Here is a 19,526-nt window from a genome sequence, read left to right on the forward strand (position 1 = left end):
AGTTTGTGTACGCTGAGGATCAAGTGTGGGAGCGGGCTTGCTCGCGAAGAGGGCCTGTCAGACAACAGAACTTTTAAATCAGCGGCTCATCCACCTTCTTCTGCTTCCAACCGTCATTACCCGGCAGCAGCAGGTTCAGCGCGATCGCCACCACCGCGCACAGCGCGATGCCTTTGAGGCCGAAGTCGTCCGGGCCGGTGCCGGTGCCCACCAGCACACCGCCGATGCCGAACACCAGCGTCACCGAAACGATCACCAGGTTGCGCGCCTCGCCCAGGTCGATCTTGTGGCGGATCAGCGTGTTCATGCCCACCGCCGCAATCGAGCCGAACAACAGGCACAGGATCCCGCCCATCACCGGCACCGGGATGCTTTGCAGCAGCGCGCCGAACTTGCCGATGAACGCCAGGCTGATGGCAAAGATCGCCGCCCAGGTCATGATCTTCGGGTTGTAGTTCTTGGTCAGCATCACCGCGCCGGTCACTTCGGCGTAGGTGGTGTTGGGCGGGCCGCCGAACAGGCCGGCGGTGGTGGTGGCAATGCCGTCACCCAGCAGCGTGCGATGCAGGCCGGGTTTTTTCAGGTAGTCGCGACCGGTCACGCTGCCTACGGCAATCACCCCACCGATGTGCTCGATGGCCGGCGCCAGGGCGACCGGCACGATGAACAGGATCGCCTGCCAGTTGAACTCCGGCGCGGTGAAGGCCGGCAGGGCGAACCATGGCGCGGCGGCGATTTTCGCGGTGTCCACGACACCGAAGAAAAACGCCATGGCAAAGCCCACCAGCACGCCGGAAATGATCGGCACCAGGCGGAAAATGCCTTTGCCGAACACCGCGACGATCAAGGTCGTGAGCAGGGCCGGCATCGAAATCATCATCGCGGTCTGATAATGAATCAGCTCGGTGCCGTCGCCGGCCTTGCCCATCGCCATGTTGGCGGCAATCGGCGCCATGGCCAGGCCGATGGAGATGATCACCGGGCCAATCACCACCGGCGGCAGCAGCCGATCGATGAACCCGGTGCCCTTGATCTTCACCGCCAGGCCCAGGAAGGTGTAGACGAAACCCGCCGCCATCACGCCGCCCATGGTCGCGGCCAGGCCGAACTGGCCTTTGGCGAGGATGATCGGGGTGATGAAGGCAAAGCTCGAGGCCAGGAACACCGGTACCTGGCGCCCAGTGACGACCTGGAACAGGATCGTTCCCAGACCGGCGGTGAACAGCGCCACGTTAGGGTCCAGCCCGGTGATCAGCGGCATCAATACCAGCGCGCCGAAGGCGACGAACAGCATCTGGGCACCGGACAGGATCTGGCGCCAGAGCGGATCGTTGAACTCGTCTTGCATGCTCAAGCGTCCTTCTGCTTGGTGCCGAAGATCTTGTCGCCGGCATCGCCCAGGCCCGGGATGATGTAGCCATGTTCGTTGAGTTTCTGGTCGATGGACGCGGTGTAGATGGTCACATCCGGGTGGGCGTCCTGCACGGCCTTGATGCCTTCGGGGGCCGCGACCAGCACCATGGCGCGGATGTCCCGGCAACCGGCTTTTTTCAGCAGGTCGATGGTGGCGACCATGGAGCTGCCAGTGGCGAGCATCGGGTCGATGATCATCGCCAGGCGCTCGTCGATTTCCGGCACCAGTTTTTCCAGGTAGGTATGCGCTTGCAGGGTCTGCTCGTTGCGAGCCACGCCCACGGCGCTGACCTTGGCCCCGGGGATCAGGCTCAGGACGCCCTCGAGCATGCCGATGCCGGCGCGCAGGATCGGCACCACGGTGATTTTCTTGCCGGCGATTTTCTCGACCTGGACCGTACCGGCCCAACCGTCGATGTCATAGGACTCCAGCGGCAGGTCCTTGGTGGCTTCGTAGGTGAGCAGGGCACCGACTTCCTGGGCCAGTTCACGGAAGTTCTTCGTGCTGATATCGGCGCGGCGCATCAGGCCGAGTTTGTGTCTGATCAGCGGGTGGCGGATCTCGAGGATGGGCATGGGGAAGGCTCCGGCGGCGGGCAAAAAAACCGGCCTAGATTAATCTATCCGAGGGTGTTGTCCTATAGACAATACAGAACGTTAGTCCACAAACGCTTGATCTGGCCGGGCGGGATGCGTACCTTTGCCGGCTTTTCCGAACCCTGCCCCTTGGAGAGCGCCATGTCCGCTGATCTCGAGCATATCCGTCAAATCATGCGAGAGGCTGACTGCCTGTACACCGAAGCCGAAGTCGAAGCGGCCATCGCCCGTGTCGGTGCGCAAATCAACGAGCAACTGGCCGATGCCAATCCGGTGGTGTTCTGCGTGATGAACGGCGGGCTGATTTTCTCCGGCAAGCTGTTGACCTACCTGAACTTCCCCCTGGAAGCGTCCTACCTGCACGCGACGCGTTATCGCAACGAAACCAGCGGCGGCGATCTGTTTTGGAAAGCCAAGCCGGAAGTCTCGTTCATCGACCGCGACGTGCTGATCATCGATGACATCCTCGACGAAGGTCACACCCTGGGCGCAATCATCGACTTCTGCAAACACGCCGGCGCCCGTGCCGTGCACACCGCCGTGCTGATCGACAAGGACCATGACCGCAAGGCGCGGCCGGACTTGAAAGCCGATTTCGTCGGCCTGCCATGCATCGACCGCTACATCTTCGGTTATGGCATGGACTACAAAGGTTACTGGCGCAACGCCAATGGCATCTTCGCCGTCAAGGGCATGTAATCGATGACTCGGCCAAGCTTTCTGGAACAAGCGCTGTTCGATGAGTTGGCCGAGAAAGCCGCGGCCAATCCTCGCGGGCGGCAGCACCATAATTTCCATGGGATGGATGAGCCGTGCCATCGCATGGCGGTGGGTTTGCAGCCTTCCACCTACATCCCGCCGCACCGTCACCTGAGTGCCGACAAGGCGGAAACCTTGCTGGTGCTCAAGGGCCGATTGGGGGTGTTGATTTTTGACCAGGCCGGTGCGGTGGTGGACAAGCGCATCCTGCAGGCCGGCGGCGATTGCCTCGGCGTCGACTTGCCGGCTGGCGTGTACCACGGCTTGGTGGTGCTGGAAGCCGACAGCCTGATGTTCGAATGCAAGGCCGGCCCTTACCGGCCCGTGGGCGAGGGCGAACTGGCCCATTGGGCGCCCCGCGAAGGCGAGCCTGGCGTAGCGCAATACCACGCCTGGATGCGCGCCCAATTCGCCTAGCACCTGTGGCCTGAGAGCTTTTGTGGCGAGGGAGCTTGCTCCCGCTTGGGTGCGGAGCACCCACCTGCAATTGCACAACTCCACCCCAAGGGGCTGCTACGCAGCCCAGCGGGAGCAAGCTCCCTCGCCACAAAGGCTCCCTTGCTACAGATCAGGCCAGCCTTGCTTGAGTCGCGCTACCGGCTAGCCATTTTTCGCTCTTGACCCGCGCCTGCTCCAAGGTCTGCACATACGCCAACTGACGTTGTTCGCGATGAATGCCGGCGCGGCGCAGTTTCAGGCGTACCCGGGGCGCGGTCGCGACCAGGATCAGGCCGATGCCGTGCTTGCGGTAATCCTTCAGGATATTTTCCAGCGCGGCCAGGGCGGTCATGTCCAGCATCGGCACGGCGCTCATGTCCACGACCACTACACGAACGCCCGGGTCGAACCGGCGCAGCACATCCAGGGCCTTTTCCGCCGCGCCGAAGAACAGCGGCCCACGGATCCCGTAGCAGCGTACATGTTCGGGCATGTCCAGCAGGGCCTGGTGGAAGTGGCGCGGCAGTTCGGCACTGTCGGTCAGTTCGCTCATGCGCTTGATGAACAGCCCGGCGGCGAGCAGCAGGCCGACTGCGACGGCCAGGACCATGTCGAACAGCACCGTCAGGCCCAGGCAGGTCAGCAGCACCAGTACGTCGCTGCGCGGGGCGATGCGCAGGGTGTGCAGCACATGCCCGGCTTCGCTCATGTTCCAGGCGACCATCACCAACAGCGCGGCCAGTGCGGCCATGGGCAAATAACTGAACAGCGGCGCCAGCAGCACAATCGCCACCAGCACCACGAGGCTGTGGATAATCGCGGCCAGCGGTGAAGAGGCGCCGCTGCGCACATTGGTGGCGCTGCGGGCAATGGCGGCGGTGGCGGTGATGCCACCGAACAGCGGCGCCACCAAATTGCCCAGGCCCTGGCCCATCAACTCGGCGTTGGGGTCGTGCTTGCTGCCGGTCATGCCATCCGCCACCACCGCGCACAACAAGGATTCGATGGCGCCGAGCATGGCGATGGCAAAGGCGGGCGCCAGCAGTTGGCGGATCAGGTCATAGGAGAGGATCAACCGATGCCCCTGGCCGTCCGGCAGGTTCCAGGGCCAGTCGAAGCTCGGTAAGAAAGGTGGGATGCCTGGGTGAACGATGCCATCGACAACGTAGCTGAACCGTTCGCCCAGCGTCGCGATCGGCCATCCGCCGCTTTCCATCGCCAGCCCAAGCAGCGTACCCACCAGCAGGGCCACCAGATGCCCAGGCACCCGGGGCACCCAGCGCGGCCAGGCAATCAGCACCGCCAGGCACGCGGCGCCGATGACTCCATCGCCGAGACGGGCACCGGGCAGCGCCACGAGCAATTCCCCCAGTTGTTCGATGTAGTGTTTGGCTTGGCCTGCGGTGGTCAGCCCCAGCAGGTCCTTCAGTTGCAAGGTAGCAATGACCACGCCAATGCCCGCGGTGAAACCGAGGATGACCGGGTAGGGAATGTACTGGATCAAACGGCCGGCGCGCATCAGGCCCAGGGCGATCAGGATCAGGCCGGCAAGCATGGTGCACAACAAGAGGCCGCCCAGGCCGTATTGCTGGGTGATGGGCAGCAGGATGACCACGAACGCCGCTGTCGGCCCGCTCACGTTGAAGCGTGAGCCGCCAGTGAGGGCGATCAGCGGCGCTGCCACCAACACCGTGTACAGACCGTGCTGCGGCGGCACGCCGACGGCAATCGCCAGGGCCATGGCCAGGGGGATGGCGATAATGCCGACGGTCAGCCCGGCCACCAGATCGCCGCGCAGGCGTTCGAGGGTGTAACCGGCCCGCCAGGTTTGGCGCCAGGCGGCGAACAGCGGTGGGGCGGAAAAAGACATGGGCACTCCACACAAAATGAACGGGCGTTACATCTGGATCTGCCGAACAACGATCCCTGTGGCGAGGGAGCTTGCTCCCGCTCGGCGGCGCAGCCGTCGTAAAACGGGTCGACGCGGTTTGCCAGGGGAATCGCAGTCGCCTGTTGTTTGGGGCGGCTGCGCCACCCAGCGGGAGCAAGCTCCCTCGCCACACAGGCATGCGCCAGTGAGATCGAGGCTGATGCCCACTTTGAGTATGCCGCGCCCGCTGCCCGGATGTATTGATCCGGATCGCTTATTTTTACCGCCGGTGCTCATGCTAGAGTGCCCGGCCAAGACCCTGGAGCTTGCCATGCGTGTATCGATCCGCCGTTGCGCCATTTTGTTGTTGATCGCCTGTCTGCCTTTGACGGCCGTGGCCGCGCCGATGCACAGCCAGTTCCTGCCACCGGATGACCTGGTGGTGCGCCAGGAACAACCTGAACAGCAGCAGTTGCTGCAAGTGACCGAATATTCGGTGGTGCTGGGTAACCAGCGCCAGTCTAACCAGCAACCGATCCCGGTCACTTCGCCCCTGCTGGTCCGTCTCAAGGGCAAGCCCTTGAACAAAGGAGCGACCGTCAGCCAGGTGATCCTCAACTTCGACGGCGAAAGCAAAAGCCTGAAGAAGCCAGTCTTCGATGAGGCGAGCAAGACCCTGACGCTGTCTTATCCACAGGCCCAGTACCGGGTGGTCATCGATCTGCTGCGCAACAACACGGTTTATGTGCAGTTCCTCACTTACGCCAACGGCCATATCTGGGCCGACCTGCACACCGGCGCCGAACGCCCGCGTTGAGCCCCGGGGCCTGCCGGGGGTAAACTGCCCGCCCCGTGAATTGTGCGAGTTGGAGCCGGCAATGCGTAAAGACAAGAAACAAGTGATTGGCGACGAAATTGGCGACGAGCAGATCAAGCTGTTCCTCAATTTCGAACCGGTCGATGCCACTTCGCCGTCGTTGCACAAACTGATCAAGGCCTACCGTGGCCTGCGGGTCGACGATTTCGAGCGCTTCCTGACGTTCTTCGTCGAGGCCGGCCATGACCTCGATGGCAAGGATGAGCACGGCAACGATTTCGTTGCGCTGATCAAGGACCAGCGTAATGCCGAGGAATACATCGAGTTGATCAACAAGGCGCGCGGCTGAGTTGAAATCCCGTTAACGCTCTTCGGGGCGTTGAACGCTTCGCTTGTGCGTAACTAGTTTCTTCCTTTTAAAGTTGCTCCGAAAGGATATGTCACCATTCGGAGTGTTTTGTTTTGTTTGGATTTCCATTACTTTTGCGTCGAAGCCAAGTGGCTTTAACGTCATCGTTTAAATGGAGCTGTATGCATCATGGAAGATCAAAAGAAGTATATCGCCGGGGTGTTGTTGTCCCTGGCGGCGTGCCTGGCAAGTTCTGCTTCCTGCGCACGAGATGAAATCGTCAATGTCGAAATCTACAACGCAACAGCTGCCGACATTGTGCCTGGTAGCGGCTTTAGCTGGACTGATTATTGGGCCTCTTCGGGCCACAATTTTTGGATAGTCCCGGGTGAGAGCCAGGAGCTGACGTACTATCTGCCCCAATCGCGCGCCGAGCGAGAGGCCCTCAGCTACACGCAGGACAGCCGCACCTGTCATTTCAGCTTTGGGCATGTCGCACGAACACCGGTCAGTGAAGGGGCAATGCCTTATCGTCGTTGGGTCAATGCGGAGCCGACGGATTATTGTGTCGCTCAATTGATTGATGTAGAAGATGATGACGACTATGTTCGCAACGGCGGAACACGCATCAAATTCACCATGAAATAACGCCGCGGAAAATAAAAAGCCTCCCGTTTTGCACGGGAGGCTTTTTATATTAACGGCAAGGTATCAGGCGTAACTGTGCGCCTTGCTGTCTTCGACCAACTCCAACGCAATGTTGTTCTGCACATTGATCTTGCGATACAGCGCCGCGTCGGTTTCCAGCACTTTTTCCCGTGCCGGAAAGATCTCCGCGAGCTTGGTAGCCCACTCGCCCTTGGCCTTGTCCGGGAAGCAGCGCTCGATCAGTTCCAGCATGATCGACACGGTCACCGATGCACCCGGCGATGCGCCGAGCAGGGCGGCGAGGGTGCCGTCCTTGGCCGCCACCAGTTCGGTGCCGAATTGCAGGACGCCACCTTTCTTCGGGTCTTTCTTGATGATCTGTACCCGTTGGCCGGCCACTTCCAGGCGCCAGTCTTCGGCTTTCGCCTCGGGGTAGAAGCGGCGCAGGGATTCCAGGCGCTGTTCCATGGATTGCATCACTTCGCTGATCAGGTACTTGGTCAGGTCCATGTTGTCCCGGGCCACGGCCAGCATCGGGCCGATGTTGCCGGCACGTACCGACAGCGGAAGGTCCATGATCGAGCCGTGCTTGAGGAACTTGGTGGTGAAACCGGCGTAGGGTCCGAACAGCAGGGATTTCTTGCCGTCGACCACGCGGGTGTCCAGGTGCGGCACCGACATGGGCGGCGAACCCACGGCGGCCTGGCTGTAGACCTTGGCCTGGTGGTGCTTGACCACTTCCGGGTTGTCGCAACGCAGCCACTGGCCGCTGACCGGGAAGCCGCCGAAGCCCTTGCTTTCCTCGATGCCCGAGGCTTGCAGCAGCGGCAGCGCCGCGCCGCCGGCGCCGAGGAATACAAACTTGGCGTCGACTTCGCGGGTGCTGCCGGAATTGACGTCCTTGATGCTCACGGTCCAGCCGCTGCCGTTGCGCTTGAGCCCGGTAACGCGCTTGCAGTATTTGACTTGGGTATCCGGGGCGCTGGTCAGGTGCTTGAGCAACTGGTTGGTCAGCGCGCCGAAATTGACGTCGGTACCGTTCATGACGCGGGTGGCGGCGATGACTTCATCGTCTGGCCGGCCAGGCATCATCAACGGCATCCACTCGGCCATCTTGGCCTTGTCTTCGGTGTATTCCATGTCGGCGAAGGCGTGATGCTGGTGCATCAACTCGAAACGCTTCTTCAGGAACGCCACGCCTTTCTCGCCTTGCACGAAGCTCAGGTGTGGCACCGGGGCGATGAAAGACTTGGAGGAGCCGAACGTGCCTTTTTGGGTCAGGTACGTCCAGAACTGTTTCGACACCTCGAACTGGGTGTTGATGTGCACGGCTTTCTTGATGTCGACAGTGCCGTCGGCCGCCTGGGGCGTGTAGTTGAGCTCACACAGCCCGGCATGGCCGGTACCGGCGTTGTTCCACGGGTTGGAACTCTCCGCGGCACCGGAATCCATCAGCTCGACGACTTCCAGCGACATCGCGGGGTCGAGCTCCTTGAGCAGCACGGCCAGGGTGGCACTCATGATGCCGGCCCCTACCAGAACTACATCGACTGCTTCGTTATGCGCCATTTAACGCGTCTCCAAAATCTGCAGCACCAAATTGTCGGCATAGCGGCCAGGAGTGGCGGGGCAGGTCAGTTGCGCCCCAGTGATCCATGGCCAGGATCGCCATGTCCGAATCTTCGCAATTTTTCGCACCTACTGCGGATGCATGCAGCCTGGCCTCAAGAGTCACATGAACTCATTTAAGCGCCGGGCAGGCAATTCGACTTATGGCCGAGACATCCGTTCGTGCAACCAAATCCGTAGCGGACAGGCTTCAGGCGCCGGTTCTTGAGCGATATCCGGTCCTGTGTCGTTGGGCTGTTTCAGACGCCAATGGTGCTTGTTCAGACGCAAAACTCTTCATTTGCTCGCCACACTCTCGTGAAGTTGTGAAAACCCGTTTTTTCACGCTCTTTTGAAGACGTGAACCTCAAAAAAGGGCTGTCCCAGCCTGGCACTGCGCCCGGTTTGGTTGCCCCCATGGAATACATGACAGGCAAAACGGGCAGACAGCTCAGTGACCGAGCGTAATGACAGCTCTGCAGATTCGCGAAAAGTGGTGATTTGCCTGGAGGAACAGCAAGCGCGCCAGCTTCACTCGATCTGTGTGGGCGGCTCTCTGTGGGCGGTGCGGGGTGCCAATACCAGCGCATCAGCGGTGTTGCGCGGCCCGATCAGGAGACGTCCTTATAATCGGGGGGAGATTGTATCGAAGAAACGCAGGGAAATGGTCGTGTTTAATGACTTTTATTAGCCGTCCGGTCAGGTGGTCAACAGTTGCCGGTTGCGTGCGCGGGCACGAAGCGGTTGCACGCGGGCGCTGGCGGGCAATGGCTGGTGCAACCAGTTGAGACGGATCTCATCGATTTCCACCCAGCCTTCGCCCATGGGTTGCAGGCTGCACTGCTTGAACGCCTGGCAACGGCCGTTGCGATCGAGCAGGGCGAAGCTGCGGTGATGGGGGCGCGGGGTGAACAGCGAAATGAGGAAGCGCATGAGCGGATACCGGGTCAGGAAGCTTGGAGCAAGCCTGACAGCGGGCCATGACATACCGGTGTAAGGATCGTGACAGTGGGGTGACAGGAACCGGCAATCACGGCCCGTGTCAGACATTTCAGTATTCATCGTATGACGCTAGTTCACCGCGATGGCGCACCGCTATACTGCCGGCCTGTTTGTGCCCGATTCTGGAGAGAAGAGCATGTTGCAACGCCTGTTGTTCGGTTTGATCGCTGTGACCAGTCTGACCCTCGTCGGCTGCGCCCACAGCCCGCAACAACTTAACCCGGAGCCCAAGCTCAATGCCCAACTGGCGCCTGTGGGTCGTGGCCAGCCGGTGGTGGTGCGGGTCGTGGACGGTCGTCCGTCGCCGACGCTCGGCACCCGCGGTGGGCTGTATCCGGAAACCAGCGTGATCACGGTGCAGGGCGCGCAGATCCTGCCCAAGCTGCAGGCCCAGGCTGAAGCCGCGGTGCGTTTGTTGGGCTTCACGCCGACCGCCAATGCCTTGAATGCTCCGCAACTGACCGTGACCTTGGCCGAGCTCAAGTACCAGTCGCCCAAGGAAGGCATGTACGTGACCGAAGCCACCATCGGCGCGACCTTCCGCTCCGACGTGCAGAACGCCAACCGGCGCTATAGCGGTCGCTACGGTGCGTCCCTGGACCAGCGCTTCGGCATGGCACCTAACCAGGACACCAATACCAAGCTGGTCAGCGATGTCTTGAGCGATGCCCTGACCCGGCTGTTCAAGGACCCGACCATTGGCCAGGTGCTGGCTGAGTAAATAACAAACCCCTATCCCCTGTGGGAGCGAGCTTGTGTGGGAGCGGGCTTGCTCGCGAAGGCGGTGGGCCAGCTGCATGAATGTTGACTGGCACAACGCTTTCGCGAGCAAGCCCGCTCCCACACCGACTCGCTCCCACAGGGGTTTTTTATGGGCGAAATTCTCAGGCTGCCTGGGAATAGAACTCCAGCACGCTGATCCCGGTCAGCAGGTCTGTCTCCGGCAGGTCGGCATGTGGATGGCCGCCGAGGGCGCAATACACCAGCCAATGGCGGTCCTGCACATTGAAGGACAAGCTGTCGACGAGGTTCTGTTGTTCGTCGCTCGGGCTGATGAGATAGAGACGATCCTGGTTTTCGGCGTGCAGCATGACGGGTTCCGTGCAGGTTTGAAGGGCGACAGAGTGGCCTAATCAGATGACGAAACCGTGACTGGGAAAATTAATCCAAGGCCTGATCGCCGAGCCTGTAATGACCAGGCCAGCCCAACAAAAAACACACACGGCCCGAACGCTTGGCGACATTCCTGTGGCGAGGGAGCTTGCTCCCGCTGGGTTGCGCAGCAGCCCCAAACTGACCCTGCGGCGTCTCGGTTGATTGATTACGCTCATGGGGGCGCTTCGCACCCCAGCGGGAGCAAGCTCCCTCGCCACAAAAGCATCCAATCCCGTAGGGGATCGTTACTGGTCGGAAAAAACGGCGCAGGGCGGCAGGCTTTCGGTAGAATCCGCGCCCTGTTCGTAGGCCACGGACGTGTCCCGTCCGTTTTTCGCTTGAGGTTCGTGATGTCGTCGCATCTGCTTTCGTTGTTCGCTGCCCACCCCGCCAAACTGATCAACTTGCTCGCGTTGCTGTTTGCCTGCCCGGGCGGCTGGGTGCTGCATGCGACGCGCCGCCGTGAACAACGGGCGCGGGCCTGCCTTGAAGCCCGCAATCGCGATGGCAACGAACGATTTGAAGCGCTGCTGGATCTGGCCACCCAGCGCATGAACCGGTTTTTCTACCGGTTTGGCTTCGGCTGCCTGGCGCTGGCGTTGCTGGTGTCGTGGATCAGTACGCAGTTCTGAAGCAGTAGCCTTGCAAGGCAATCGAGGATCGCTTTGTAAAAGTGTTTGCAGGGCAAATGAGGATTGCCTGGCAAAAGTGCTTTTGTGGCGAGGGAGCTTGCTCCCGCTGGGCTGCAAAGCAGCCCCTCTCGAACGCTCAACCCTAGCTCCAAGCCTGTGTTGCGATTGCTGTGCAATCGAGCGGGAGCAAGCTCCCTCGCCACAGAGGCCACAGAGGCCACAGAGGCCACAGAGGCCACAGAGGCCACAGAGGCCAAACCAGGCCCTCGCAAGCCCGGCTTTAAAGCGCCAACCCCGCCTTGACCCGATATTGGTTACGCACCGGCGTCGCATATTGCAGCACCAGGAATGGCCGGTGTTCCGGCGGGCATGCGTCCAGTCGGCGCTGCCATTCCTCCTGGGCCTTGGCCAACTCATCAGCACCAAACACCTCGGCCGCCGTCGGCACCTGTAACTGCGGGTCGGCGTCGGCCCATTGGGCGTAGGCCAGGTAATGCACCGGGAACAGCCGGTAGCCGCCGAGAATCTGCCGGTCCATTTCCAGGGCCAATTGCTTGGTGTCCTCGAACAGCTCGGTGATGGGCGCGGCGAAGTTCACATGGACCCGGCCCTTGTAGCCGGTGATGCCCTTGGCAATGCTCACGTCGTCTTCGCCCGGGGCCTTGGTGTAGGTGCCGGTGGTGGCGCGGATGCACAACTCGCGGGCCTTGGCCTGGTCGCACGGGTCGTATTCGTAGCTGATCGACACCGGCGTGAGGTTCAGTGATTGGATCACCTCACCGAACGGCTCGTCCTTGCGGCTCATGTGGAACATCTTGAGGATCGCCGATTCGGTCCGGTCGTCACCGTCCTTGGCCCGCCCTTCGGCCTGGGCGATCCAGATCGAGGCGCAGTCGTTGCGGATCGAATGGTTGATATACGCCGACAGCAACTGGTACGCCGCCATTTTTTCCCGCCGCCCGGTGATGGAACGGTGCACGATAAAGCTCTTGTTCAGGCGCATCAGGTCGCTGACAAAGGGCTTTTGCAGCAGGTTGTCGCCAATGGCGATGCGCGGCGTCGGCAGGCCGGCGTGGTACACGGCATAGTTGACGAAGGCCGGGTCCATCACGATATCGCGGTGGTTGGCGATGAACAGATAGGCACTGCCGGACTTGAATTGCTCCACCCCGGTGTAGGTCACGCCATCGGTGGCGCGCTCAATGGTGTGGTCGACGTAGAACTCCACCTTGTCCTGCAACGTAGCGACCGACGTCACACCGGCGAACTCACGGCGCAATCTTTGCGCTATAAGAGGTTTGAGCATCCAGCCGAAGGCGCCGGCCAGGCGTGGGAAGCGGAAGTGGGTGAGGATATCTAGAAACGCCTTGTCGCCGAGCAGCCGTGCCAGCACCGCTGGGACTTCGCTGTCGTCGTAAGGTCGGATGGCATCGAATTCGCCCATCATGCTCTCTTGTTGGAAACGGCTAGGGTAAGTAAAGGTTCGATCGAAAAAACGACGGGGCACGGCCTGGAAGATAAGCCAGACGAAAATAGCCCTGCAAATAGACCGGCGATTATACGCACAAGTCACTTGGGAGACCGCGATGCTGGAACAGGCTAGTTATGATTGTCCCTATTGTGGGGAGGAAGTAGAGACAACCGTGGACTTGTCCGGCGGTGATCAGACCTACATCGAGGACTGTCAGGTGTGCTGTCGGCCGGTCACCTTTGTACTGCAGGTCCATGAAGAAGAGTGGCATCTCGAAGTCTTCAGCGAAAACGAGTGAAGGGGGCGCCCATGCAGCGAATCTACGAGCTGGACAACTTGATGGAAGGCGAGTTGCTGCAAGGCATGCTCGCCAGTGAGGGTGTCACGGCGCATCTGGTGGGGCGCGACCTGGTCGGCGGTGTGGGGGAGTTGCCGATGCATGGATTGCTCGGGCTGGCGGTGGAAGACGACCAGGCGCAATACGCCCGGGAGTTGATCGCCGCGTACAATGCGGCGCTGCCGCTGCCCGGCGATGAACCGGACAGCTACCCCGGCACGCTGGTCTGTTAGGCTGGCGGTCGTTCGTTCGATCAAGAGTCGTGTTGCCCCATGTGTGGACGTTATGCCCTGTTTCGCTGGAACCCCACCTTCGCGGCCCTGCCCGGTTTTCCCGCCGATCAGAAGGCCCAATGGAATATTTCGCCCAACGATTCGGTGCTGATACTGCGGGCCGGCGCCGAGGGGCAGCGCGAGCTGGCCCGGGCTCGCTGGGGCCTGACGCCGCCGTGGCTGACCGACCTGTCCCGCACCCCGGCCCATGCCCGGGCCGAAACCGTGGCCGAGCAACCGATGTTCCGCGAGGCCTTGCGCCTGCGCCGCTGCCTGCTGCCGGCCAACGGCTTCTACGAGTGGCGCGGCGGCACGCGCAAGCGTCCGTACTGGCTGACGCCGGGGGAGGGCTCGTCGTTGTTTTTTGCCGCGATCTGGGAAGCGTATCCGGTGCAGGAACAGGTGTGGTTGAGCACGGCGGTGATCACCCAACCGGCGGCGGGTCAACGCCGGCCGTTGATCCTGGACGAAGCAGGCCAGCGCCTGTGGCTCGACCCCGAGACCCCGCTGCATGCCTTGCAAGGGCTGTTGGCCAGCGAGCCGGCGCCACTGCGCGAGCGGGTGTTGGCCAATATGGTCAATGATCCGAAGCTAAATGGGCCGGAGTGCTTGACGCCGGCTTGAGTGTCGCGGCGCTTGTATTGGCCCCATCGTCGGATCGCCGCCCGGAGCAGGCTCGCTCCCACAGTGAATTACAGGTGTATTCAAATTTCCCGTACACCGACCATCCCCTAATGTGGGAGCGGGCTTGCTCGCGAAAGGGGCATGACACCCAACATTCATGCAAGCTGACCCACCGCTTTCGCGAGCAAGCCCACAATAGCTTGTGGGTGTTCACAAAAAATGTGTGCACCGCCTGTCCCCTGTGGGAGCGAGCCTGCTCGCGATAGCGGCGGATCAGTCGACATTAATGTGGCTGACATACTGTCATCGCGAGCAGGCTCGCTCCCACAATAAGATTTGTGGGTTACTCGTGATGCGGCTCACCCAGGAACGTCAGCGAAGTGAACACGCCACGGGTGTCCACGTCCTTGTTGTCCTTGAGCTTGATTTCCATGTGCGCCGCGATCACATTCAGGCCTTCGTTGCGCACCAGTACCTTGGCCCGGCCCTCTGCGTCGGTTTCCGTCGAGACGGTGTTCGGCGCGCTGCGGTAGTCGCCCACCAGTTTCACCCCGGCCGCCGGTTTGCCGTCCAGCAGCACCCGGACCGGTAATGACTGGCCCGGGCCTACGGTCAGCGGGTCGACTTCCGGCAGGATCACGAACTTGATCGGTGCAAGCGTCGGCAGTTTCGCCCCAGGCTCATAAATCGCCAGGCTGTACTTGAACGTCTGGGTCGCTTCGACCGCCCCGGGCACTTTGCTGCGGCCTTCGTTGATCCACTTCTTGTCCGCCGTCTGGGACCACATGCCGTTGTCCAGCGCCACCGCCAGTACGGCTGGCGGTTTGAGCGGTTGCAGGCGGGCGTGGTCCGGCAGGCGTTCTACGGTGACCGGAATCATCTTGCCGCCCAGGTCATAGGCCCAGGCACCGCTGATTTTCTGCGCCTTGAAGGCATTGTCTTCGGCACCGTGGCCGTAGATCACTTCGATGTTGCCGCGACGCTGTTCGGTCCACAGGCCATGGGCCGAGGCCTGCGCGGCCAGGAACAGGCCAAGCAGGGCGAAGGTCTTGGGGTATTTCATGCTGACTTCCTTATAGATCGAGGGTGAGGCTGACAGTGAAGTTGCGCGGATCGCCGGGCGTGACCCAGTAATTGCTGTAGGAGCGTTCGTAGTATTTTTCGTCGAAGACGTTATTCAGGTTCAGGCCCACGGTGACGTCATCGCTGGCCTTGTAATGGGCCAGCAGGTCCACGGTGTGGTAGGCCGGCAGTTCGAAATCCTTGCCGGCTTCGCCCGAGCGATCGCCGACGTAAGTGAACGCCGCGCCAACATCCGAGCCGCGCAGGTGCCCATTCTGGAATTCGTAGACCCCCAGCAGGCTGCCGCTGTGTTTGGCGACGCCGAGGATCCGGCTGCCGGTGGGATTTCCCGGGTCACCCTTGGTCACTTCGGCATCGATGTAGGCATAGGCGCCGATCACCCGCACGGCGTCGGTCACCTGCCCGGTCAGTTGCAAGTCGATGCCCTGGCTGCGGGCCTTGCCGATGGCGCGGCTGAAGTCGGTGCCGGCGACCGGGCTCAGGACGTTTTCCTTCTCGATATGGAACGCCGCCAGGGTGGTGCTCAGGCGATCGTCGAACAACTCGCTCTTGATCCCCACTTCATAGCCGACCCCTTCCTCGGGATCGAAAGTCTTGCCGCCGGCATCCAGGCCGTTGTTGGGCTTGAACGAGGTGGAGGCGTTGGCGAACAGGCCGACCTCGGGCGTCAATTGATATAGCAGGCCGGCCCGCTGGGTCAGGGCGTCGTGGCGTTGGCGGCTGGTGAGATGGGTGTTGTGGTCTTCGATGCTCTGCTCGAAATGCTCGTAGCGCACGCCAAGCATGCCCCGCAGCTTGTCGGTGAAGACGATCTGGTCTTGCAGGTTCAGCGCGCGGCTTTGTACATGTTCGAAAAAATCGGGGCCGATGCGTTTGCCATCAGGTTTTGGCTGGCCGTAAATCGGTTGATAAATGTCGATGGGATAAGCGCTGCCGTTGATGGTGGTCACGCGCTCGTTCTTGCGGTAGTCCTCGTATTCCGTGCCGATCAACAGTTCGTGCTGCCAGGGGCCGAGGTCGAAGATTCCACGCAATTCAAGTTGGGTGATGCTGTCGTGCCAATTGTTGTCGCGCTCGCGATAGCGGCGGTCCACCGTGTGGCCGTCGGCGTTCAGCGGACGCGCTTCGGAAGCGAAACCCCAGAGTTCACCCTGCTTGTAGTGGCTGGCCAGGCGCAGTTGCCAGGCGTCGTTGAGCTGATGTTCGAGGGCGGCCTGGAGCATGTTGTTGTGGTTGTCGATGTCGCCGTCGTTGGGCTCGCCCAGGAAAGTCGAGCGGGAAACGCCGCTCCAGCGATTGTTCGGAGCGACGATGCCACGGTCGAACGTCGAGCTGTGGCGCACGATTTCGCTTTCCACCAGCAACCGCGTATCAGGGTTCAGTTGCCAACTGATGGAAGGCGCAACGAAAACACGCTTGCTGCCGACATGGTCGCGGAAGCTATTGTTGTCCTCGACCGCCAGATTGACCCGCGACAGCACGTTGCCTTCGGCATCCAGTGGCGTGTTGACGTCCAGCGCGGTTCGGTAACGATCCCAGCTTCCGGCGCTGGTTTGCAGCGTGGTGAAGGCTTCCGGTTGCGGTTTCTTGGTGACAATGTTCACCGTGCCGCCAGGGTCGCCTCGGCCATACAGGCTGGCCGCCGGGCCCTTGAGCACTTCGATGCGTTCGATGTTCGCGGCGTCCGGGGTGCTCGGATAGCCGCGGTTGGCGCTGAAACCGTCCTTGTAGAACTCCGAGGTGGTGAAACCGCGCACGCTGTATTCGTAAAGCGTCAGGCCACCGAAATTGTTCTGCTTCGACACGCCGCCAGCATACTCTAATGCCCGTTCAACACTGGTGCTGCCCAGGTCCTTGAGCACGCTGGCGGGAATCACGCTGATCGATTGCGGGATGTCGCGCAGGGCCGTGTCGGTCTTGGTTGCACTGGCGGAGCGGGTGGCGCGATAGCCCGTGACAGGCCCGGTGGCGGATTCGTAGTCGGACGTTACGGTGATGGCGTCCAGCTCCAGCGGCTGGACTTCTTCGGCGTAGGCGGGATCGCCGAGCAGGCCCAGGGCGAGGCTGGCAGCGGAAATCCGTTTCAGGGATGACATGTTATGTTGTTCCAATTTTTAGTATTGAAACAATATAACACTACTAATGAGAATTTATGCTATTCCTGATTTGCTAAATACGGGCGGTGTTTTTGTGGCGAGGGAGCTTGCTCCCGCTGGGCTGCGAAGCAGCCCTAAACCTGCCACCTCAAAACACCAGACCGATTGCATTCAATCCTGTTGGGTCTGCTTCGCAGCCCAGCGGGAGCAAGCTCCCTCGCCACAGGATTTGAGGAGGGCTTGCTCGGTTGCAAGGCCCCTTTTATGGTTATGGTGCGGCTTACTGTTCTTCTTTAGGCACCACCGGCGCCGGCGGTGGGCGCAGGCCGATTTCGGCGCTGAGCTTGAGCTCCTTGCCGTTGCGCATGACCTGGATCGTCACCTTGTCGGTGGGCTTGATCCGCGCGACCTGGTTCATCGAGCGGCGGCCATCGCCGGCCGGTTCGCCATCGATGCTCAGGATTACATCGCCCAGTTGCAGGCCGGCCTTCTGCGCCGGACCGTCGCGGAAGATCCCCGCCACCACGATGCCGGGCCGCCCGGACAAGCCGAAGGATTCCGCCAGTTCCTGGGTCAGCGGCTGGACTTCGATCCCCAGCCAACCGCGGATGACCTGGCCGTGTTCGATGATGGATTTCATCACCTCCATCGCCAGTTTCACCGGAATGGCGAAACCGATGCCCTGGCTGCCGCCGGACTTGGAGAAGATCGCCGTGTTGATCCCGGTGAGGTTGCCGTTGGCATCCACCAGCGCGCCACCGGAATTGCCGGGATTGATCGCGGCGTCGGTCTGGATGAAATCCTCGTAGTTGTTCAGGCCCAACTGATTACGCCCGGTGGCACTGATGATGCCCATGGTCACGGTCTGACCAACGCCGAACGGGTTGCCGATGGCCAGGGTCACGTCGCCGATGCGGATGCTGTCGGAGCGGCCGATGGTGATGGCCGGCAGGTTCTTGAGATCGATCTTCAGTACCGCCAGGTCGGTTTCCGGATCGCTGCCGATCACCCGGGCCAGGGTTTCACGGCCATCCTTGAGGGCCACCACGATCTGGTCGGCACCGCTGGTGACGTGGTTGTTGGTCAGGATGTAGCCTTCCGGGCTCATGATCACGCCCGACCCCAGGCTCGACTCCATGCGCTTCTGCTTGGGCGAGTTGTCGCCGAAAAAGCGCCGGAATTGCGGGTCTTCAAACAGCGGATGGCTGGGTTTGTTGATGACCTTGGTGGTGTACAGGTTCACCACGGCCGGCGCGGCGGTGGTCACGGCGTCGGCATAGGACACCGGCCCCTGCAGCACCGCCTTGGTTTGCGGCGCCTGCTGCAGGTTGACGTCGAGGCTCGGCAGGCCAACCCATTCCGGGTAGCGCTGGATAATCAGTAGAGCGACAAGCACACCGGCCAATAGCGGCCAGCCGGAAAAACGCAGCGCCTTGAGCATTAAGCACGTCCTACAAAGGTTGCAGGCGGTATGAGACCGCCCATAATGTCGCGCATTATACGAGGCCGCGCGCGCCTCTGAACGGGATATTTAGGAGTCTTTTCATGGCCGTCGCCCTGAACACCCTGGTAGAAGAAGCGGACCGTTACCTGGCCAGCAGCCGGATTGCCGATTATTGCCCCAACGGCCTGCAGGTCGAAGGCGCGCCCCAGGTGATGCGCATCGTCAGCGGCGTCACCGCCAGCCAGGCCTTGCTCGATGCGGCTGTCGAGGCCGGGGCCGACCTGGTGCTGGTGCATCACGGTTATTTCTGGAAGGGCGAGAACCCTTGTATCACCGGCATGAAACAGCGTCGTCTCAAGACGTTGCTCAAGCATGACATCAGCCTGCTGGCTTACCACTTGCCCCTGGACCTGCACCCCGAAGTGGGCAATAACGTGCAACTGGCCCGCCAGTTGGACATCACCGTCGAGGGACCGCTGGATCCGGATAATCCCAAGATTGTCGGCCTGGTCGGCTCTCTGTCCGAACCGATGACGGCGCGGGATTTCGCGCGCAAGGTCCAGGAAGCCTTGGGCCGCGAGCCCTTGCTGATCGAAGGCGAGCAGATGATCCGTCGGGTCGGCTGGTGCACCGGTGGCGGCCAGGGGTATATCGATCAGGCGGTGCTGGCAGGTGTCGACCTTTACCTCAGCGGCGAGGCCTCGGAGCAGACGTTCCACAGCGCCCGGGAGAACGGCATCAGCTTCATTGCCGCCGGGCATCATGCCACTGAGCGATACGGCGTCCAGGCGCTGGGTGACTACCTGGCGCGACGCTTTGCCCTGGAACACATCTTCATCGATTGCCCGAATCCGATCTGACTGTTTATAACCCCTGTGGGAGCGAGCTTGTGTGGGAGCGGGCTTGCTCGC

Annotated in this window: 21 protein-coding genes; 11 read left to right on the forward strand and 10 right to left on the reverse strand. The window is 61.4% G+C overall.

All coding sequences use genetic code 11. The annotated features are described in order from the left end of the window. Positions 1 to 73 precede the first annotated feature (73 nt). Together HU715_RS17300 and upp are read right to left on the reverse strand one after the other, a co-directional pair. Positions 74 to 1,348 (reverse strand): uracil-xanthine permease family protein, encoded by a 1,275-nt coding sequence (locus HU715_RS17300; RefSeq protein WP_186705020.1) that lies wholly within the window; start codon positions 1,346 to 1,348, stop codon positions 74 to 76. A 2-nt stretch (positions 1,349 to 1,350) separates the two neighbouring features. After that, positions 1,351 to 1,989: a uracil phosphoribosyltransferase gene (gene upp / locus HU715_RS17305; protein WP_186705021.1), complete on the reverse strand. Its 639-nt coding sequence runs from the start codon at positions 1,987 to 1,989 to the stop codon at positions 1,351 to 1,353. 162 nt (positions 1,990 to 2,151) lie between these two features. Between upp and HU715_RS17310 the strand changes: the two genes are divergently transcribed. Then, positions 2,152 to 2,709, forward strand: coding sequence for a hypoxanthine-guanine phosphoribosyltransferase (locus HU715_RS17310; RefSeq protein WP_053125250.1), 558 nt, complete (start codon positions 2,152 to 2,154; stop codon positions 2,707 to 2,709). A gap of 3 nt (positions 2,710 to 2,712) precedes the next feature. Beyond that, a complete protein-coding gene (locus HU715_RS17315; protein WP_186705022.1) occupies positions 2,713 to 3,186 on the forward strand; it encodes a WbuC family cupin fold metalloprotein in 474 nt (157 codons plus the stop codon). Positions 3,187 to 3,337: 151 nt separating this feature from the next. Here HU715_RS17315 and dauA read toward each other — a convergent pair whose 3' ends face one another. Next, positions 3,338 to 5,077 carry a C4-dicarboxylic acid transporter DauA gene (gene dauA / locus HU715_RS17320; protein ID WP_186705023.1) on the reverse strand — a complete coding sequence of 580 codons (1,740 nt, stop codon included), beginning with the start codon at positions 5,075 to 5,077 and terminating at the stop codon, positions 3,338 to 3,340. A 331-nt stretch (positions 5,078 to 5,408) separates the two neighbouring features. Between dauA and HU715_RS17325 the strand changes: the two genes are divergently transcribed. The 3 genes from HU715_RS17325 (at position 5,409) to HU715_RS17335 (ending at position 6,891) form a co-directional block, all read left to right on the forward strand. Continuing rightward, positions 5,409 to 5,894 carry a hypothetical protein gene (locus HU715_RS17325; protein ID WP_186705024.1) on the forward strand — a complete coding sequence of 162 codons (486 nt, stop codon included), beginning with the start codon at positions 5,409 to 5,411 and terminating at the stop codon, positions 5,892 to 5,894. Positions 5,895 to 5,955: 61 nt separating this feature from the next. Further along, on the forward strand, positions 5,956 to 6,243 hold the full coding sequence (locus tag HU715_RS17330; RefSeq protein ID WP_186705025.1) for a PA4642 family protein: 288 nt from the start codon (positions 5,956 to 5,958) through the stop codon (positions 6,241 to 6,243). Between the two features lie 189 nt (positions 6,244 to 6,432). Further along, entirely contained in the window at positions 6,433 to 6,891 is a 459-nt protein-coding gene (locus tag HU715_RS17335) for a hypothetical protein (protein ID WP_186705026.1), read from the forward strand. A gap of 63 nt (positions 6,892 to 6,954) precedes the next feature. Here HU715_RS17335 and mqo read toward each other — a convergent pair whose 3' ends face one another. Together mqo and HU715_RS17345 are read right to left on the reverse strand one after the other, a co-directional pair. After that, a complete protein-coding gene (gene mqo / locus HU715_RS17340; RefSeq protein WP_186705027.1) occupies positions 6,955 to 8,460 on the reverse strand; it encodes a malate dehydrogenase (quinone) in 1,506 nt (501 codons plus the stop codon). Between the two features lie 738 nt (positions 8,461 to 9,198). Next, on the reverse strand, positions 9,199 to 9,432 hold the full coding sequence (locus HU715_RS17345; protein WP_186705028.1) for a hypothetical protein: 234 nt from the start codon (positions 9,430 to 9,432) through the stop codon (positions 9,199 to 9,201). Between the two features lie 205 nt (positions 9,433 to 9,637). Between HU715_RS17345 and HU715_RS17350 the strand changes: the two genes are divergently transcribed. Further along, positions 9,638 to 10,222, forward strand: coding sequence for a YajG family lipoprotein (locus HU715_RS17350; protein ID WP_003205489.1), 585 nt, complete (start codon positions 9,638 to 9,640; stop codon positions 10,220 to 10,222). A gap of 163 nt (positions 10,223 to 10,385) precedes the next feature. Here the strand turns inward: HU715_RS17350 and HU715_RS17355 are convergent, their stop codons facing one another. Next, positions 10,386 to 10,592 carry a hypothetical protein gene (locus tag HU715_RS17355; protein ID WP_058544127.1) on the reverse strand — a complete coding sequence of 69 codons (207 nt, stop codon included), beginning with the start codon at positions 10,590 to 10,592 and terminating at the stop codon, positions 10,386 to 10,388. Between the two features lie 414 nt (positions 10,593 to 11,006). Here HU715_RS17355 and HU715_RS17360 point away from each other — a divergent pair, with 414 nt between their 5' ends. Next, a complete protein-coding gene (locus HU715_RS17360) occupies positions 11,007 to 11,288 on the forward strand; it encodes a hypothetical protein (protein ID WP_014340169.1) in 282 nt (93 codons plus the stop codon). 280 nt (positions 11,289 to 11,568) lie between these two features. Here HU715_RS17360 and HU715_RS17365 read toward each other — a convergent pair whose 3' ends face one another. Then, positions 11,569 to 12,735, reverse strand: a complete 1,167-nt coding sequence (locus HU715_RS17365) for a 1-acyl-sn-glycerol-3-phosphate acyltransferase (RefSeq protein WP_186705029.1) — start codon at positions 12,733 to 12,735, stop codon at positions 11,569 to 11,571. A 139-nt stretch (positions 12,736 to 12,874) separates the two neighbouring features. On the opposite strand from HU715_RS17365, the gene HU715_RS17370 reads away from it, so the two are divergent. From HU715_RS17370 to HU715_RS17380, 3 genes are read left to right on the forward strand one after another with little or no spacing between them, the layout of a single operon-like run. After that, positions 12,875 to 13,057 carry a CPXCG motif-containing cysteine-rich protein gene (locus tag HU715_RS17370; protein ID WP_186705030.1) on the forward strand — a complete coding sequence of 61 codons (183 nt, stop codon included), beginning with the start codon at positions 12,875 to 12,877 and terminating at the stop codon, positions 13,055 to 13,057. A gap of 11 nt (positions 13,058 to 13,068) precedes the next feature. Then, entirely contained in the window at positions 13,069 to 13,329 is a 261-nt protein-coding gene (locus tag HU715_RS17375) for a putative signal transducing protein (protein ID WP_186705031.1), read from the forward strand. Between the two features lie 39 nt (positions 13,330 to 13,368). Next, positions 13,369 to 13,992, forward strand: a complete 624-nt coding sequence (locus HU715_RS17380; RefSeq protein ID WP_186705032.1) for an SOS response-associated peptidase — start codon at positions 13,369 to 13,371, stop codon at positions 13,990 to 13,992. A 343-nt stretch (positions 13,993 to 14,335) separates the two neighbouring features. Here HU715_RS17380 and HU715_RS17385 read toward each other — a convergent pair whose 3' ends face one another. The 3 genes from HU715_RS17385 to algW form a co-directional block, all read right to left on the reverse strand. Continuing rightward, positions 14,336 to 15,055 carry a DUF4198 domain-containing protein gene (locus HU715_RS17385; RefSeq protein ID WP_186705033.1) on the reverse strand — a complete coding sequence of 240 codons (720 nt, stop codon included), beginning with the start codon at positions 15,053 to 15,055 and terminating at the stop codon, positions 14,336 to 14,338. A 10-nt stretch (positions 15,056 to 15,065) separates the two neighbouring features. Then, positions 15,066 to 17,171: a TonB-dependent siderophore receptor gene (locus tag HU715_RS17390; RefSeq protein WP_186705034.1), complete on the reverse strand. Its 2,106-nt coding sequence runs from the start codon at positions 17,169 to 17,171 to the stop codon at positions 15,066 to 15,068. A gap of 280 nt (positions 17,172 to 17,451) precedes the next feature. Further along, positions 17,452 to 18,612 (reverse strand): Do family serine endopeptidase AlgW, encoded by a 1,161-nt coding sequence (algW, locus tag HU715_RS17395; protein ID WP_186705035.1) that lies wholly within the window; start codon positions 18,610 to 18,612, stop codon positions 17,452 to 17,454. Positions 18,613 to 18,716: 104 nt separating this feature from the next. On the opposite strand from algW, the gene HU715_RS17400 reads away from it, so the two are divergent. Beyond that, positions 18,717 to 19,475 carry a Nif3-like dinuclear metal center hexameric protein gene (locus tag HU715_RS17400; protein ID WP_186705036.1) on the forward strand — a complete coding sequence of 253 codons (759 nt, stop codon included), beginning with the start codon at positions 18,717 to 18,719 and terminating at the stop codon, positions 19,473 to 19,475. Positions 19,476 to 19,526: the final 51 nt, after the last annotated feature.

Origin of the sequence: Pseudomonas zanjanensis (assembly GCF_014268745.2) — a bacterium.
Classification (GTDB): domain Bacteria; phylum Pseudomonadota; class Gammaproteobacteria; order Pseudomonadales; family Pseudomonadaceae; genus Aquipseudomonas; species Aquipseudomonas zanjanensis.